Annotated in this window: 13 protein-coding genes; 7 read left to right on the forward strand and 6 right to left on the reverse strand. The window is 70.9% G+C overall.

Going from position 1 to position 16,744, the window contains the following annotated elements; translation table 11 throughout:
• Nucleotides 1-6: 6 nt before the first annotated feature.
• The gene (gene cobT, locus AC0685_RS17925) at nt 7-1,020 is read left to right on the forward strand and encodes a nicotinate-nucleotide--dimethylbenzimidazole phosphoribosyltransferase (RefSeq protein ID WP_478226530.1); all 1,014 of its coding nucleotides are present in this window, start codon (nt 7-9) and stop codon (nt 1,018-1,020) included.
• Nucleotides 1,017-1,763: an adenosylcobinamide-GDP ribazoletransferase gene (locus AC0685_RS17930; protein ID WP_478226531.1), complete on the forward strand. Its 747-nt coding sequence runs from the start codon at nt 1,017-1,019 to the stop codon at nt 1,761-1,763. The genes cobT and AC0685_RS17930 overlap by 4 nt, the downstream gene beginning before the upstream one ends.
• Here AC0685_RS17930 and AC0685_RS17935 read toward each other — a convergent pair.
• Genes AC0685_RS17935 through AC0685_RS17955 form a run of 5 tightly spaced genes read right to left on the reverse strand, consistent with a single transcriptional unit; the run spans nt 1,676 to nt 7,334 of the window.
• Complete coding sequence (locus tag AC0685_RS17935) at nt 1,676-2,371, reverse strand: hypothetical protein (RefSeq protein WP_478226532.1); 696 nt, start codon at nt 2,369-2,371, stop codon at nt 1,676-1,678. The two genes, AC0685_RS17930 and AC0685_RS17935, sit on opposite strands and share 88 nt — an antisense overlap.
• Nucleotides 2,368-3,441: an Rv2231c family pyridoxal phosphate-dependent protein CobC gene (gene cobC, locus AC0685_RS17940; protein ID WP_478226533.1), complete on the reverse strand. Its 1,074-nt coding sequence runs from the start codon at nt 3,439-3,441 to the stop codon at nt 2,368-2,370. Before cobC ends, AC0685_RS17935 begins: the two co-directional genes overlap by 4 nt.
• Entirely contained in the window at nt 3,434-4,768 is a 1,335-nt protein-coding gene (locus tag AC0685_RS17945) for a cobyrinate a,c-diamide synthase (protein ID WP_478226534.1), read from the reverse strand. The genes cobC and AC0685_RS17945 overlap by 8 nt, the downstream gene beginning before the upstream one ends.
• Nucleotides 4,762-5,376, reverse strand: coding sequence for a cob(I)yrinic acid a,c-diamide adenosyltransferase (gene cobO / locus AC0685_RS17950; RefSeq protein WP_478226535.1), 615 nt, complete (start codon nt 5,374-5,376; stop codon nt 4,762-4,764). The genes AC0685_RS17945 and cobO overlap by 7 nt, the downstream gene beginning before the upstream one ends.
• The gene (locus tag AC0685_RS17955) at nt 5,376-7,334 is read right to left on the reverse strand and encodes a putative cobaltochelatase (RefSeq protein ID WP_478226536.1); all 1,959 of its coding nucleotides are present in this window, start codon (nt 7,332-7,334) and stop codon (nt 5,376-5,378) included. Before AC0685_RS17955 ends, cobO begins: the two co-directional genes overlap by 1 nt.
• Before the next feature lie 59 nt (nt 7,335-7,393).
• Here AC0685_RS17955 and cbiE point away from each other — a divergent pair, with 59 nt between their 5' ends.
• From cbiE to AC0685_RS17980, 5 genes are read left to right on the forward strand one after another with little or no spacing between them, the layout of a single operon-like run.
• Nucleotides 7,394-8,533: a precorrin-6y C5,15-methyltransferase (decarboxylating) subunit CbiE gene (gene cbiE / locus AC0685_RS17960; RefSeq protein ID WP_478226537.1), complete on the forward strand. Its 1,140-nt coding sequence runs from the start codon at nt 7,394-7,396 to the stop codon at nt 8,531-8,533.
• On the forward strand, nt 8,530-9,291 hold the full coding sequence (cobM, locus tag AC0685_RS17965) for a precorrin-4 C(11)-methyltransferase (RefSeq protein ID WP_478226538.1): 762 nt from the start codon (nt 8,530-8,532) through the stop codon (nt 9,289-9,291). Before cbiE ends, cobM begins: the two co-directional genes overlap by 4 nt.
• Entirely contained in the window at nt 9,288-10,283 is a 996-nt protein-coding gene (locus AC0685_RS17970) for a Gfo/Idh/MocA family protein (protein WP_478226539.1), read from the forward strand. The genes cobM and AC0685_RS17970 overlap by 4 nt, the downstream gene beginning before the upstream one ends.
• Complete coding sequence (locus tag AC0685_RS17975; RefSeq protein ID WP_478226671.1) at nt 10,280-11,023, forward strand: cobalt-precorrin-6A reductase; 744 nt, start codon at nt 10,280-10,282, stop codon at nt 11,021-11,023. Before AC0685_RS17970 ends, AC0685_RS17975 begins: the two co-directional genes overlap by 4 nt.
• A gap of 33 nt (nt 11,024-11,056) precedes the next feature.
• Nucleotides 11,057-14,161 (forward strand): arabinosyltransferase domain-containing protein, encoded by a 3,105-nt coding sequence (locus AC0685_RS17980; RefSeq protein ID WP_478226540.1) that lies wholly within the window; start codon nt 11,057-11,059, stop codon nt 14,159-14,161.
• A gap of 98 nt (nt 14,162-14,259) precedes the next feature.
• Here AC0685_RS17980 and helR read toward each other — a convergent pair whose 3' ends face one another.
• On the reverse strand, nt 14,260-16,434 hold the full coding sequence (gene helR, locus AC0685_RS17985) for an RNA polymerase recycling motor ATPase HelR (protein WP_478226541.1): 2,175 nt from the start codon (nt 16,432-16,434) through the stop codon (nt 14,260-14,262).
• Between the last annotated feature and the right edge of the window lie 310 nt (nt 16,435-16,744).

The following is a 16,744-nucleotide window of genomic DNA, read 5'->3' on the forward strand; positions in this document are numbered from 1 at the left end:
GCTGCCATGCGTATCGCCATCCCGGACGCCGCCGCCGAAGCCGCGGCGCGCACCAGACTGGACGGCCTGGTCAAGCCGCTGGGTTCGCTCGGACGGCTCGAAGACCTGGCCGCCTGGCTGAGCGCCGCGCACGGCGTCGTCCCGCCACGGCCGCTCGACGACGTCCGCGTGGTCGTGTTCGCCGGGGACCACGGGGTTTCCGCGATGTCGGCGTATCCGCGCGAGGTCACCGCGGCGATGGTGCGGGTGTTCCTGGCCGGGAAGAGCGGCGTCGGCGTGCTGGCCAAGCTGTCCGGGGCGACGGTGCGGGTGTGCGACATCGCGGTGGATTGGGACGGCGCGGACGTGCCAGCCGAGGTCACCGCGCACAAGGTCCGGCGGGGGTCCGGTGCGATCGACGTCGAGGACGCGCTCGCCGAGGGCGAGGCGCGGACGGCGTTCGACCATGGGCTGGCGATCGCGGACGAGGAGATCGACGGCGGCGCGGATCTGCTCATCCCCGGCGACATGGGGATCGGCAACACGACGATCTGCGCGGCCGTGGTCGCTTCGGTGCTCGGCCTGGCGGCGGAAGAGGTCGTCGGCACGGGGACCGGGATCGACGAGGACGGTCGCGCGCGGAAGGTCGCGGTCGTCGAGGCCGCGCTGGCGCGGGCCGGAGCGCTGAAGGATCCCTTCGCGGTGCTGACCGCGCTCGGCAGCGCTTGTCTCGCCGCGACGGCGGGCTTTCTCGTGCAGGCCGCGGTCCGCGGGGTTCCGGTACTGCTCGACGGCGTCTTCTCCGGAGCCGCGGCGCTCATCGCCCGCGAGATCGCGCCGGGTGCCGAGCGGTGGTGGCTGGCCGGGCACCGGTCGACCGAACCGTCGCAGGCGTTCGCGTTGAAGGCGCTCGGGCTGGAGCCGATCCTCGACCTCGGGCTGCGGCTCGGCGAGGGCAGCGGTGCCGTGCAGGCGGTGCCGACGCTGAGGGCGGCGCGGGCGATCCTCGCGGACATGGGCCTGCTGGCGGATCTGGCTTGATCGCCGACGCGCTGAAGATGGCCGTCGGCACCCTGACCACCGTCCGGGTGCCGGCGCCGGGGGTGATCGACCGGCGGGTGGCGGGCGGCGCGATGGTGCTCGCCCCGCTGGCCGTCGTGCCGCTCGCGGCCGTCGCCTCGGTGCTCGTTTTCCTGGGCGAGTTGGTCGGTCTGCCCGCGTTCGCGTCGGCGGCACTCGCGTTGGGCGCGGTGGCGCTGGGCAGCCGCGGCCTTCATCTGGACGGGCTCGCCGACACGGCGGACGGGCTCGGTGCTTCGTACGACCGCGTGCGGGCGCTGGACGTCATGCGGCGCGGCGATTCCGGGCCGACCGGGATCGCGACCCTGGTGCTGACGTTGCTCGTGCAGACCGGCGCGCTGGCCGGGGCGATCTCGGCCGGGCACGGGATCGCGGCGGTCGCGACGGCGGTCATCGCCGGACGCGGGGTGCTCTCGCTGTGCTGCGCGCGCGGCGTCCCCTCGGCCCGGCCGGAAGGACTGGGCGCGACCGTCGCCGGTTCGGTGCCGGTGTGGACGGCGACGGTGGTGTTCGCCGTGCTCGTGGGCGCGTCGGCGCTGGTACTCCCGTGGTGGCAAGGGCTCGCCGCGGTGGCGTTGGGGTACCTGGCCGCGGCGGCGTTGCTGGCGCGGTGCGTTCAGCGGCTGGGCGGGGTCACCGGGGACGTGCTCGGGGGTTGCGTCGAGGTCGCCGTCGCGGGGGTCTTGCTGGCTTCGTCCTTCTGAGGAGCCGCCAGTTTCTCGTCGATGTCCGGCAACCAGAAGCACAGCTCGAAGGTCTTCATCCCGGCCCAGAGACCGAATTTCCGTCCCTGCGTGACCAAGGTGAGCGACGCGAACACGAGCAGCACCGCGATCCCGGCGGCGATGAACGGACGTTTGCCCGCGAAGATCTCGACGATCGCGGCGACGGCGCCGAACAGCAACGGCGGCGCGCAGTTGCGCACCATGAGACCGGACGCGCGCACCCGCGAGACGTCGGCCGCGACCTCCTTGTCCTGCAGTTGCAGCGCGCACAGCAGGAGATGCGGGTTCTCCTTCAGGAACGGGCGGTCCTTCGCCGCGGGCATCCGGCGGACGAACTCCTTCGCCGCGTCCCGGCTCCGCCGTCGCGGCACGATCCGCTCCAGCGCCTCACCCAGCGGATAGGCCAAATAGCCCAGCAGGAAGCTCAGCAGCACGATCACGACGACCAGCACCACGGTGGGCACGCCACCGATGCTCGCCGCGGTCAGGATGTGGAGTTTCGTCCCGAGATAGCCGAAGAACGCGACGTACAGCGCGCCGGGGATGGTGTAGGCGAAGAGATCGAAGACGCCGATCGCGAAGTTCACCGGCTCATCCAACCACTGTCGTGCGCGGGTCGTGAGTGGCGTTTCGGGTTAGAACCCGAAACGTCACTCACGACCCGCCACGCACCCAAGAACGCGTCCACCGTCTCCCGGTCCCGCACCGCGATCCGCAAGTACCGCGCGTCCAGCCCCGGGAAGGTGTCCCCCCGACGGACGGCGAAACCGTTCTCCCTCAACCGTTCCCGGACACCGTCGGCGCCAGGGAGCCGCACGAGCACGAAAGGACCCCGCGGCTCCCCCAGCACCTCGACCCCCAGCACGGTCAGGCCCGAAACCAGGTACTCCCGATCCGCTTCCGCCGCCACCGCCAGCTTTTCGGCTTCCTCCAGCGCGGCAGGACGACAGCACGCCACCACGGCGACGGCGGCGAGCGACGACACCGACCACGGGGGCTGGACCGCGCGCAGGCTGTCCACAACGGACTCGTCCGCCAGTACGTATCCGGCGCGCAGACCGGCGATCCCCCACGTCTTCGTCAGGCTGCGGAGGACGGCGAAACCCGGTTGTCCCGCAACGCTTTCGGTCTCGCCGGGGACGGCGTCGAGGAAGGCCTCGTCGACGACGACCAGCCGGCCGGGGCGGCCCAGCGCGAGCAGGTCCGCGGCCGGGTGCAGCACGGAAGTCGGGTTCGTGGGGTTCCCGACGAAGACCAGGTCCGCCTCCTCCGGGACCCCGCCCAACCGGAAGCCGTCGTCGGGTGACAGCAGCACCCGGTGCACGGGATGACCGGCCGCGCGCAGAGCGGCCTCGGGTTCGGTGAACTGCGGGTGCACGACCACCGCACACGACGGCCGCAACGCCGTGGCCAGCAGTGTGAAGGCTTCGGCCGCGCCGGAGGTCACCAGCACCTGGGACTCCGGCAAAGCGTGTCGCCGCGCCACCGCCACCACAGCGGCGGTGACGTCCGGATAGGCGGCGAGATCGCCCAGGGCCGCCGCCAGTTCAGCGCGCAGCCAAGCGGGTGGCGCCGGGAGGCGGACGTTGACCGCCAGATCGACGAGACCTTCACCGACCTCGCGATCGCCGTGGTGCCAGAGGTCGTAGTCAGCCATGGGCGCGCACCGCGGTGGCGAACCGTTCGGCGAGTTCGGGGTAGCCCGCCCAATGGACGTGCAGGTACGACGCGTGCAGTGACGCCGACGCGAAACCGTCGGGAGTGCGATCCCAGCCCCAGGCCGGTGTCGGGCCGCTGCCGGGTTCGATGATCGTGCGGTGGAATTCGTGCCCGGTGACGCGTTGCCCCGCGACGGCGAGCACGCTGTCCGCGGGCGAGAAAGCCTTGCGGTAGCCGAGTTTTCCGCGTTTCGTCATGGTGGCCGAGGCGTCCAGGACGCCGGTCATCGGCGTCCCGTCGATGTCCTGGCACAGGTACAGCAGTCCAGCGCACTCCGCCACGACGGGCATTCCGTCACCGACCGCCCGCGCGACCGCGGTCCGTAGCGGGACGTTCGCCGACAGTTCTTCTGCGTGGACCTCGGGGAAGCCACCGCCGAAGTACAGCCCGGCGCAGCCTTCGGGAAGTTCCTTGTCCTGCAACGGATCCACGTCGACGACGTCCACACCGGCGGCGGCGAGCAGTTCGACGGCCTCGGTGTAGCGGAAGGTGAACGCGGGACCGGCCGCCGCGGCGACCACCGTACGGCGCCCGTCATACGCGAACGGAGGCCGCCAAGGCTCCCCCGACAGCCGCGAAGCCGACCGGGCGACCTGCACGACCGCGCCGAGGTCCACGCCCTCGCTGATCCATGCCGCCAGCTCCGGCAGCAGCCGTTCCGACTCGCTCGCCCGTTCCGCCGCCGGGACCAGGCCGAGGTGACGGCTGGGCGCGTGGATCTCTTCGTTGCGGTACAACGTTCCCAGCAGCGGGACGCCGGTCGCCTCCAGCGCGGTGACGATCTCGTCCGCGTGCCGTTGCGAGCCCAGCTTGTTGAGGATGACGCCGGCGAGCCGGACGCGGGTGTCGTACTGCGCGAACCCGAGCACGGTCGCGGCGACACTGCGCGACGCGGCCGACGCGTCCACGACGAGCACCACCGGCGCGTCCAGCAACCGGGCGACGTGTGCGGTCGAGGCGTAGCCCTCGGTGCCGAGCGCCCCGTCGAACAGGCCCATCACACCTTCGATGACCGCGATGTCGGCACCGGCGGAACCGTGCCGCAGCATCGGGATCAGCCGATCCTCGCCCTGGAGGAACGGGTCGAGGTTGCGCGGGGGCCGTCCGGTGGCGAGGGCGTGGTAGCTCGGGTCGATGAAGTCGGGGCCGACCTTGTGCCCGGAGACCTTCAGCCCCCGCGCCCGCAGCGCCGCCATCAGGCCCGCGGCGATCGTGGTCTTGCCGTGCCCGGATCCAGGCGCGGCGATGACCACGCGGTTCACCATTCGATGCCTCGCTGGCCCTTTTGCCCCGCGTCCATCGGATGCTTCACCTTCGTCATCTCGGTGACCAGGTCCGCCGCCTCGATCAGCTCCGGCGGCGCGTACCGGCCGGTGATCACCACGTGCTGGTGCCCGGGGCGTCCGGTCAGCGTCGAGACGACGTCGTCCACTTCGAGCCAGCCCCATTTGAGCAGGTAGCTGAATTCGTCGAGGACGTAGAAGTCGTGGGTTTCGGCGGCGAGCCGGCGTTTGATCTCGGCCCAGCCCTCACGGGCGTTGGCGGCGTGGTCCTCTTCGGAACCGGACTTGCGCGCCCAGCTCCAGCCTTCGCCCATCTTGTGCCACTCGACCGCGCCGCCCTGTCCGGTGTCGTCGTGCAGCTTGCCGAGCGCGCGGAACGCGGCTTCCTCGCCGACGCGCCACTTCGCCGATTTGACGAACTGGAACACGCCGATCGACCAGCCCTGGTTCCACGCCCGCAGCGCCATCCCGAACGCGGCCGTGGACTTGCCCTTCATCTCGCCGGTGTGCACGGCGAGCAGCGGGCGATTGCGGCGCTGACGGGTGGTGAGCCCGTCGTTCGGCACCGTTTCCGGTTTGCCCTGTGGCATTACGCCGCCCTTCCCGAGAGATGAGTACGGACGGCGCCCGCGAGGGTGTCCGCGGCGACCTCGGCGACCGGGACATGTTCCGCGCCAAGGTGTTCCGCCAGTTCGGCGGCGAGCCCGAGCCGCATTTTCCCGCTCTCGCAGTCCATCACGATCGAGGTCACGTTCCCGGCCAGCAACCCGGCCGCCTGACGGGCGCGCTGGACGGCGTCGGCACCGCTGGTCGCGCGGCCGTCGGTGACGACGACGAGCAGCGGACGCCGCAACGGATCACGGAGGGCTTCGATCCGCAGGACCCGGACCGCTTCGAGAAGTCCCTCGGCCAGCGGCGTACGGCCGCCGGTCGCGAGACCGTCCAAACGGGACGCGGCGGCATCGACGCTGATGGTCGGCGGGAGCGCGAGTTCGGCACCGGAGGCGCGGAAGGTCACCAAGCCCACCTTGTCGCGACGCTGGTAGGCGTCGAGCAGCAGCGACAGCACGGCGGTCTTGACCTCGCGCATCCGCTGCCGCGCGCCCATCGAGCCGGACGCGTCGACACAGAACAGCACCAGGTTGCCCTCGCGCCCTTCCCGCCGCGCGAACCGGAGATCCTGCGGTCGCACCACGAGTCCGGCGCCACTGCGGCCGCGGGACCGCTGGTGCGGCGCGGCCGCGCGGACGGTCGCGAGCAGATGCGGATGCCCGTCCTTGGTCCCGGCGGGCTGGACGCCGATGGTCCGGCCGTTGTCGGTGATCGCCCTCGACCGCCGTCCGGCGGCGCCTTCACCGGTGCCCTTCACCTCGAAACGCCTGGCACGAAAGGCTTCCCCGGCTCCGACCGGCTTCTGGTCGCCGCCGTTCTTGCCGCCGCCCGACGGTTCCTGGCCGCCGCTCTCCGACTGCGGAGCCTCGCCGCCCTCAGGAGGGGCACCGGAACCGGGGCCGTCGTCGTCCGGACCGGGGCCTTCCGGTTCGGCGTCCTGCAACGCCTGTTCCAGCTGCTCCTCGGAGATCCCGGGCGCGTCGAAGGGATTGCGGCGACGGCGATGCGGCAACGCGAGCCGGGCCGCGACCCGGACGTCTTCGGTGGTCACCTCGGTGCGCCCGGCCCAGGCGGCGTGCGCGACCGCGGTCCGCGCGGTCACGATATCCGCGCGCATCCCGTCGACCTCGAAGGACGCGCAGACCTCCGCGATCTGCCGCAGCGCGTCGTCCGGCAGTTTGACCGACGGCAGAAGCCGTTGTGCCGCTTCGATGTCCGCGGCGAGCTCGGCGTCGGCCGCGGCGTACTGGCCGGCGAAACCGTCGGGGTCCGCCTCGTAGGCGAGCCGACGGCGGACGACCTCGACCCGCAGTTCGGGATCCCGGCTCGACGCGACCTCGACGGTGAGCCCGAAGCGGTCCAGCAGCTGCGGCCGTAGTTCGCCTTCCTCGGGGTTCATCGTGCCGATCAGGACGAACCGGGCCGCGTGCGACACCGAGACACCCTCGCGCTCGACGGTCGCGCGCCCCATGGCGGCGGCGTCGAGCAGCGTGTCGACCAGGTGGTCGTGCAGGAGGTTGACCTCGTCCACATACAGCAGCCCGCGATGCGCGGCCGCGAGGAGACCGGGCTGGAAATCGGTGACGCCGTCCGCGAGCGCGCGTTCCAGGTTCAGCGAACCGATCACGCGGTCTTCCGCCGCGCCGACCGGCAGCTCCACGAGCCGCGCGGGACGGCGGTGCGCGGGCGAACCTTCGGCGTGCGGACCATCGGGGCAGGCCGGATCGGGCTCGACGGGGTCGCAGGAGAACCGGCACGCGTCCACCACGTCGACACCGGGCAGCAGACCGGCCAGCGCGCGCACCATCGTCGACTTCGCCGTGCCCTTCTCCCCGCGCACCAGGACTCCGCCGACCGCGGGCGAGATCGAGGAAAGCACCAGCGCCAGGCGCAGATCCGGCATCCCCACAACGGCGGTGAACGGGTACGGCTTCACAGCTCTCCTGTCGTCGACGACCTCTGGCCGATCATCGCATAGGAAATCCGTCATCTACCGTGACCGAGGTGCGCGAAAAATCACCCATGACGGTCGTCGGGATCGGGGCCGACGGCTGGCCCGGCCTGTCCGAGCGGGCCAAGGAAGCACTGCTCGGCGCCGACGTGGTCGTGGGCTCGCCGCGTCAGCTCGCGTACCTGCCCGCCGGGATGAAAAGCGAACCCTGGCCCAGCCCGCTCCTTCCCGGCCTGGACGCCTTCCTCGCCGAGCGGGAAGGCCGTGTCTGCGTGCTGGCCAGCGGCGATCCCCTGCTGTCCGGCATCGGCACGACGCTGATCCAGCGCGGCTACGACGTCGAGGTCCTGCCCGCGCTCTCCTCGGTCACGCTCGCCCGCGCGAAACTCGGCTGGCCGACGGAGGAGACCGAAGTGGTCACCGTCGTCGGCCGCGCGATCGGCAGGGTGAACCGCGTACTCACCCCCGGCCGGAAGATCCTCGTCCTCGGCGCGAACGCCGAAGACCTCCTTGACCTGCTCAAAGCCCGCGGTTACGGCAAAAGTCGCGTCACCGCGCTCTCCGACCTCGGCGGTCCGGACGAGCGTGTCGGCCCCGGCACGCTGACCGTGTTCGCCATCGAGGCCGACGGACCCGCGCTGCCGCTGACCGGCCTCCCTGACGACGCCTTCGAGCACGACGGGCAGCTCACCAAACGCGACCTCCGCGCGTCCGCGCTGGCCAGGCTCGCGCCGACACCCGGCGAACTGCTGTGGGACGTCGGCGCGGGTGCGGGCAGCGTCGGTATCGAGTGGTCCCGCGTGCATCCCCTGAACCGGGCGATCGCGATCGAGCGGTCGCCGGAACGGGCCGCCAGGATCACCCGGAACGCGCACGCGCTCGGCGTACCGGAACTCGAGGTGGTGATCGGAGCGGCACCGGAAGCCCTCGAAGGGCTGAGCAGGCCGCATGCCATCTTCCTCGGTGGCGGGTTGACCGTGCCCGGTGTGCTGGACGCCTGCCTGGCGACCGGCGCGCGGATCGTGGCGCACGGCGTGACCCTCGAATCCGAACAGGCCCTGGCCCGCGCGTACGGCGAGCACGGCGGGGAGTTGATCCGCGTCGCCGTCGAACAGGCGGCGCCGCTGGGTGGATTCACCGGCTGGACCCCGGCGCGGGTCGTCACACAGTGGAGCAAACCTTGACAGTGCACTTCATCGGCGCGGGTCCCGGCGCGGCCGACCTCATCACCGTGCGGGGCCGTGACCTGCTCGGCCGCTGCGAGACCTGCCTGTACCCCGGGAGCATGACACCGACAGCGCTCTTGGAGTACTGCCCGGACGACGCGGTGCTCATCGACACCGCGAACCTCGACCTGCCCGCGATCGTCGAGCGCATGGTCGAGGCCCACGAGAAGGGCCACGAGATCGCGCGGCTGTGCTCGGGCGATCCGTCGATCTACAGCGCCGTCGCCGAGCAGATGCGCCGCCTCGACGCGGCCGGCGTTCCCTACGACGTCACGCCGGGCGTCCCCGCGTTCGCCGCCGCGGCCGCGCTGCTCAAGCGTGAATTGACCGTGCCCGAGGTCGGCCAGAGCCTGGTCGTCACGCGGGCCCAGGCCCGGTCCACCGCCATGCCACCGGGGGAAACGCTGGCGAACTTCGCGCGCACCGGCACCACCCTCGCGCTGCATCTGGCGATCAACCGCGTCGAGCAAGTAGTCGACGAATTGCGGCCGTTCTACACCGACGACTGCCCGGCGGCGGTGGTGGCGCTGGCGAGCCAGCCCGGTGAGCAGGTGCTGCGCGGCACGCTCGGCACCATCGCGGCGCAGTCCCGCGAGGCCGGGATCAGCCGCGCGGCGATGATCTTCGTCGGGGAAGTCCTTGCCGCCGAAGGGTTTCCCGACAGTTTCCTGTACTCGGCCACCCGCGATCGCGCCAACCAACCGGAGTCGCTGTGAAGAACCTGCGCTGGGGCCTGCTGGCCGCCGGGACCATCGCCGCCGAGTTCGCGGCGGGCGTCGAAGAGAGCGAACACGGTGTCCTCGAAGCCGTCGCCGCGCGATCCGGTGACCGGGCGGCCGAGTTCGCGAGCCGCTTCGAGATCCCGAAATGCTATGGCGCCTACGAAGACCTGCTCGCCGATCCGGACGTCGACGCGATCTACATCTCGACGCCGCATCCGCTGCACGGCGAATGGGCGATCCGCGCGGCCGAAGCGGGCAAGCACATCCTGTGCGAGAAGCCGCTGACGATGTCCGTCGCCGAAGCCGAGAAGGTCATCGAAGCCGCCCGCGCGAACGACGTCTTCCTCATGGAGGCGTTCATGTACCGGCTGCATCCGCAGATCCGGCGGCTGGCCGAGCTGATCTCCTGCGGTGCCATCGGCGAGGTCCGCGCCGTGGACGTCACCTTCAGCTACCACTTCGCCGTACCCCGGCTCACCGATCCCGCGCTGGGCGGTGGCGGGATCTTCGACGTCGGCTGTTACTGCACGTCACTCGCGCGGCTGGTCGCGCAGGCGGCGACCGGGCAGGACGTCGTCGAGCCCGAAGAGGTGCTCGGGATGGCGAGGCTCGACGAGAACGGCGTCGACGAAGTCGCGTTTGGGCTCCTGCGGCTGCCCGGCGGGATCCTCGCGCAGCTGGCCTGCGGCTTCCAGCTGACGCAGGACGACCACATCCGCGTGTACGGCTCGGAAGGGCAGCTGTACGTGCCGAAACCGGCGTGGATCCACGAAATGCGCAAGCCGAAGACGTCGCAGATCGTCCTCACGCCAGAAGGCGGCGAACCCGAGGCGATCGAAGTCGAAGCGACTCAAGGCCTCTTCGCTCGCGAAGCCGACCACGTCGCCGCGCACCTCGAAGACCGCCAGGCGCCTGAACTCACCTGGGCGGAAACGCTCGCCAACCTGCGCACGCTGGAACGGTGGCGCGCGGCCGTGACGCGATGAAGCTGCTGATCCTGGGCGGAACCGGCGAGGCGCGCGAGCTCGCGAAGGAACTGGTGGCACGCGGCGAGCACGTCGTGTCCTCACTCGCGGGCCGCGTCGCGCGACCGAAGCTGCCGGAGGGCGAAGTCCGCGTCGGCGGCTTCGGCGGTCCGGCGGGTCTCGCGCGCTGGCTGACCGAGAACGACGTCGACGCGGTGATCGACGCCACGCATCCCTTCGCCGAACGCATCGGCTCGAACGCGGCCATCGCGACGCGGGAAACGGGAACACCGCTGCTCAGGCTCGCCAGGCCCGGCTGGACCGAACAGCCCGGCGACACCTGGCACTGGACCGACGACCTCCACCACGCCGCGCGGCTGCTCCCGGCGCTCGGCGAACGCGTGTTCCTCACCAGCGGACGTCAAGGGCTCGCCGCCTTCGCCGGGCTGGATCTCTGGTTCCTGATCCGCTGCGTCGATCCGCCCGAGGCACCGCTCCCCCGCCGTCACGAAATCCTGCTGGACCGCGGGCCGTACACGGTGGAGAAGGAACGCGCGCTCATGCAGCGGCACGGCGTCGAGGTCCTCGTCACCAAGGACAGCGGCGGCGAGATGACCGCGGCGAAGCTCACGGCGGCCCGTGCGCTCGGCCTCCCGGTGGTCGTCGTCCAGCGGCCGCGGCGACCGGAAACGGCCAGCGTAACGACAGTTCAGGGCGCTATAACCTGGTTGAGCGGCACGGCGAAGGGCAGCCCTGCGTAAGCCGTTCGGACCAGACCCGTTAGCGTTGCGCCGATGCGTCTGATCGCTGTCACGCTGGGGTTGCTGTCCGCCTTGTGCGCGTTGGCTTTCCCCTTCCTGCCGGTGGTGCAGGACACAGCGGAGGTCGTCTGGCCAACGGGCGGCGACACCCGCTCCGTCAACGCGCCCTTGACCGGGTACTGGGCGCAGGACCTGCGCGTCGATCTGCCGTGCACGACCGTCCGGTCGCTGGACGCGCGCTCGCAGGGCCAGGCGCTGTTGTTCTCCACCGTGCCCGACGGCCGCACCGACCCGCGCGCGGGCAAGGGCGTCGGGCTGCAGCTGCGGATCGACAACGGCGTGCTGCTCGCCTCCAGCCAGGGCCAGCAGATCGTCCAGCAGCCCCTCCCGGAGAAGAACTGCGACGTCAAGCTCTCGGCGGACGCGAACCAGATGACGCTGACCGTCGCCGAAACCGTCGTGTTCCACGCCGAGGGCGACGTCCGGCCGCGACTGGTCGGGATCTACTCGTCGATCAACGCGGCCAAGGACCCGATCGCCGGCCTGCACGTCTCGGTCGTCCCGGACACCCGCTACCAGACTTCGCCGACCGTGTGGAAGTGGATCATCGGCGTCATCGCGGCGCTGTCGTTCATCGGCTGCCTGATCGCGGTGTGGCGGATGGACTCCGGGTTCGCCCGCCGCGCGCCCCGCTGGGCGCCGGTCGGCTGGTGGCGGCTGACCGCCCGCGACGCGACGGTGATCATCGCGCTCGGCGCGTGGGTGTTCATCGGGCCGGTCACCTCGGACGACGGCTACATCCTCACGATGTCGAGAGTGGCCGAAGAGACCGGCTACCTGACGAACTACCACCGGTGGTTCGGGGTCGCCGAGGCGCCGTTCGGCTGGTTCTACCACGTGTACCAGCTGATGGCGCACGTCAGCACGGTGCCGCCGTGGATCCGGCTCCCGTCGTTCCTGCTCGGCGTGCTGAGCTGGCTGCTGATCAGCCGCGAGGTCATGCCGCGCCTGGGCACGCAGGTCCGCACGAGCCGCGCCGCGGGCTGGGCCGCCGCCGCGGTCTTCCTGGTCTGGTGGATGCCGTTCAACAACGGTGTCCGGCCGGAACCGGTCGCCGCGCTGGGCTCGCTGCTGGCGATCTGCGCCGTCGAGCGCGCGCTGGTGACCCGCCGTCTGCTTCCGCTGTGCCTCGGGCTGACCGCGGCCGGGTTCACCCTGGCCGCGACGCCGACCGGGCTGATCGCGGTCGCGCCGTTCCTGGTCGCCGCGCGCCCGCTGTACAAACTGGTCCGCCAGCGTGCCGAGAACGGCTGGCTGCCGGTGCTCGCGCCGGTGCTGGCCGCCGGGCTGCTGGTGCTGGTCGTGGTGTTCGCCGACCAGACCTTCGCCACCGTGCAGGAGGCGACCCGGATCCGCACCCTGGTCGGCCCGAACCTGTCGTGGTTCCAGGAACTCGCGCGCTACCAGCTGCTGTTCGAAAGCCTGCCGGACGGCTCCGTGCCACGCCGGTTCCCCGTACTGCTGGTGCTGCTGTGCACCGGGACCTGCCTGGTGGTGCTGCTGCGCCGCGGCCGCATCCCCGGCGCCGCGCTCGGCCCCAGCCGCCGCCTGATCGGCACGGTCGCGTTGTTCTTCCTGCTGCTGGCGCTGACGCCGACCAAGTGGACGCACCACTTCGGCGCGTTCGCGGCGGTCGGCGCGGCGATGGCGGCGTTGACCGCGCTGGCGACCAGTTCGACGGTTCTGAGGTCCAGGCGCAACCGCGCCGCGTTCCTCGCCGGGCTGCTCGTCGTCGGCGCGCTGGCCGCGACCGGGCCCAACTCGTACTGGTTCGTCTCGAAACTCGGCGTGCAGTGGACCGCCGTGGCGCCGTCGATCGGCGGGATCCCGCTGTCGACGATCCTGCTGGTCGCGGCCGCGATCTCCGGGGTGTACGCGTTCGTGGAGAACGTCCGCGCGCACCGGCCGGGTCTTCAGGCGGGACCGCAGGAAGGGCGGAGCCGGTCGCTGCGGCTCGGTTCGCTCTCGCTGGTGGTCGTCTGCGGCCTGATGGCCACGGGCGAGTTCGTCAGCATGGCGTGGGCGATCCACAACCAGCAGGGTTCCTACAGCCTCGGCGCCGCGAACTTCGGGCACCTGTTCGGCAAGAGCTGCAACCTCTCCGACCACGTGATGGTGGAACGCGACGCCGCGACCAGCATCCTGCGGGCCCAGTCCGAACAGCGGACGGTCCCGGTGAAGAAGGAGGAGCCGCCCGCCGGGCAGACCCCGCCGCCGCTGCCCGATCCCGAGCAGGACAACGGCCGCGTGCAGACCGGGTTCCACACCCGCGCGATCGACGACAAGGATCCGCTGGCCGAACCGCCGCACGGTTTCAAACCCGACGAAGTCCCGATGTGGAGCAGCTTCCTCGACCCGGAAACGCGGGCCGGACGACTGCGCAGCGACTGGTACGCCCTTTCCGAGAAGCCAGCCGACGGCCAGATCGTGGTCGCCACCGCGGGCGCGGCCCGGCGGCCGACGTCGGTGAGCCTCGACTACGGCGTCAACACCAGCGAAGGGGTGAAGGTCGTCCGCAGCCAGTTCGTGCTACCGCCGGGCGCCGGGACCAACGGCTGGAACGACACCCGGATCAACCTGCGCGACCTCCCGGCCGAGACGACGTCCGTGCGGATCAACATCGTCGACAACGACCTCACCGAGGACGGCTGGATCGCCGCGTCCGCGCCGCGCGTGCCGACGTTCACCACGCTGACCGAGAAGATCGCTGGCAAGCAGGTGTACGTCGACTGGCCGGCGTCGTTCGTCTACCCGTGCGTGCAGCCGGTGACCTCGCACGACGGCATCTCGAAGATGCCCGACTACCGGATCACCGCCGGCGCCGTCGCCGACGAGGCGAACTGGGCGTCCAGCACCAACGGCGGCCCGATCGGCTGGCTCGAAGAGGTCGCGGCCGAACCCGAGGTGCCCAGCTACCTGATCGGCCAGCCGAGCCAGTCCTGGGGCCAGCTGCTGCAGGTGGAGCCGTTCACCGAGGGGATCGCGCCGACCATCGTCCACGGCGAGAAGGTCGTCCCCGGCTGGTGGTCGCCGGGTCCGGGGCCGCGGCAGCCGAACGGCAAGGACCCGACACGCTAGGCGTCACTCGCGTGCTTGAACCCGTGACTCGCGTGCTTGGAGGCGGAACTCGTGAGTTCCGGCTCCAAGCACGCGAGTGCGGTCTCTGATCACGCGAGTTACGGGTTCAGGCCCGCCAACGCGGGCGGCAGGGGGCCTTCGTGCAGGACGCCGAGCCGCTGCGTAGCGCGCGTAAGCGCCACATAGAGCTCAGCGGCACCGCGCGGGCCGTCGGCGAGGATCCGCTTCGGGTCCACGACGAGGACGGCGTCGAACTCGAGCCCCTTCGTCTCCGAGGCGGGCACTGTGCCCGGCACCCCGGGCGGGCCGATCACGACGCTGGTGCCTTCACGCCCGGCTTCGTCCTTGACGAACTCCTCGATGGCCCCCGCCAGCGAATCCGCGTCGACCTGCCGCGCCCACGGACGGACCCCGTTGGACCGGACCGATTCCGGCGCCCGGACGTCGGGCGCGAACTCGGCGAGCACCGACGCGGCGACGGCCATGATCTCCGCCGGGGTGCGGTAGTTCACCGTCAGCGACCGGTAGACCCAGCGCCCCGGCACGTACGGCTTCAGCATCGCGTCCCACGAGCGTGCCCCGGCCTCGGACCGGCGCTGCGCCAGATCGCCGACGACGGTGAACGACCGGTTGGGACAGCGCCGCATCAGCACCCGCCAGTCCATTTCGGACAGTTCCTGCGCCTCGTCGACCACGACGTGCCGGTACGTCCAGTCCCGATCGGCGGAGGCGCGTTCGACGAGGCTGCGCGTGTCGTGCTCCACGAACCGGTCGGCGAGTTCGTCGGCGAAGAGCAGGTTCTCCGCCGACAGCATGACGTCCTCGTCCATCTCCTCGCGGTCGAGCTTCATCGTGTCGAGCACACCTTCGGCGTACTCGGCCTCGGCCTTCTTCTCCCGAGCGAGCGCCTTTTCCGCCGTCTCGTCCGCCGCCTTGTCGCGACCGAGCAGGTCGACGAGTTCGTCGAGCAGCGGCATGTCCGACACCGTCCAGGCTTCGCCGTCGGCACGCAGCAACGCCTGGTCGGCGCCCGCGGCGCGAAGCCGCTCCGGGGACGAGAGAAGCGAGCCCAGCAGACTTTCGGGCGTCAGTATCGGCCAGAGCGCGTCGAGCGCGGTGGTGAACGTCTCGCTCTCCGCCAGTTCCTTCAGCAAATCCTTCCGCAGCCGCTCCCATTCGTCGCGGTCGTCCCGGCTGAGCCAACCGCGGCCGATCCGCGCGATCGCCCGCTCCGTCAGGACGTACGTGACGATGTCGGTGAACGTCCCCCGCGCCTCGTTGTGCGGCAGACCGCTCTTGCGCGCCTCGTCCCTGGCCCATTCCGCGGTCTCGGCGTCGATCCGCACGGTGACGTCGGCGAGGTCGATCAGCACCGGCTCCTCCGGCAGCCGCTGGCGATCGGCGACGGCGGCCTTGAGGACGTCCAGCATCTTCAGCGAACCCTTGAGCCGGGTGGCTTCCGGGCCGTCCTCAGCGGTGACGTGCTTGCCGGGGACGAAATCGCCGGTGGTCATGAACACCACATCGGTCTCGCCCAAGGACGGCAGGACCCGGCCGATATGGTGCAGGAACGCCGGATTCGGCCCGACCACGAGCACGCCGTGGCGTTCCATCCGCTCGCGCTGGGTGTAGAGCAGGTACGCGACGCGGTGCAGCGCCACCACGGTCTTCCCGGTGCCCGGCCCGCCTTCGATCACCAGCACCCCGGGGTGCTCGTGCCGGATGATCTCGTCCTGTTCGGCCTGGATCGTCGCGACGATGTCACGCATCCCCTCGCCGCGCGGCGCGTTGACGGCCGCGAGCAGCGCCGCGTCACCCTCCGCGTCGCCGCCGGGACGGCCGAACACCTCGTCGGTGAACCCGAGCAGCTCACGTCCGTGCGTGTGGAACTGGCGGCGACGGCGCATCTTCTCCGGCGTCGCCGCGGTCGCGGTGTAGAACGGGCGGGCGGCGGGTGCCCGCCAGTCGAGCAGCACCGGCTCGTAGTCGTTCTCCTCGTCGAAGAGCCCGATACGGCCGATGTACGAGGTCTCCCCCGCGAGACTGTCCAGCCTGCCGAAGCACAGCCCGTTGTCGACGACGTCCAGCCGCCGCGACTCCCTGGCCAGCGCCCGCACCTCGACGTCGCGTTCCATGGCCGTCCCGCCGGTTCCGCCCAGCGCCGCCTGGAACTCCCCCTTCACCCGCGCGCGTTCGGCGTCCAGGCGCGTGTAGAGCCCGGCGACGTATTCGCGTTCGGACCGCAACTCTTCTTCATGACCCTGAGTTGACACAGACTCCCATTTCACCAGGTTTCGGCTACGGCGAGTGAGTTTGAGGCATGACCGGGGTCTTGTGGCAAGTCCCCCCATGCGCTATATGTTTATTACGGAGGGAGTTACCTTCGTTCACTTCTCGGCCCGTCGGGCCCTTTGTCCACAGGTCACCTCATGCCCAGGGTCGTTGGCGTTCTATCGAGCCGTAAGGCAAAAGGTGGCGGGTTGCGAAAGCCACAGCAACGTCAGCGGAGGCGTGGAGCGCGAGCCCCGGGAAATACCTCTCCCACTCTTCCCTCGTGATCCTCGGCGTCGCCAGACGGCAGAT

The organism is Amycolatopsis sp. NPDC043889 (genome assembly GCF_056435645.1).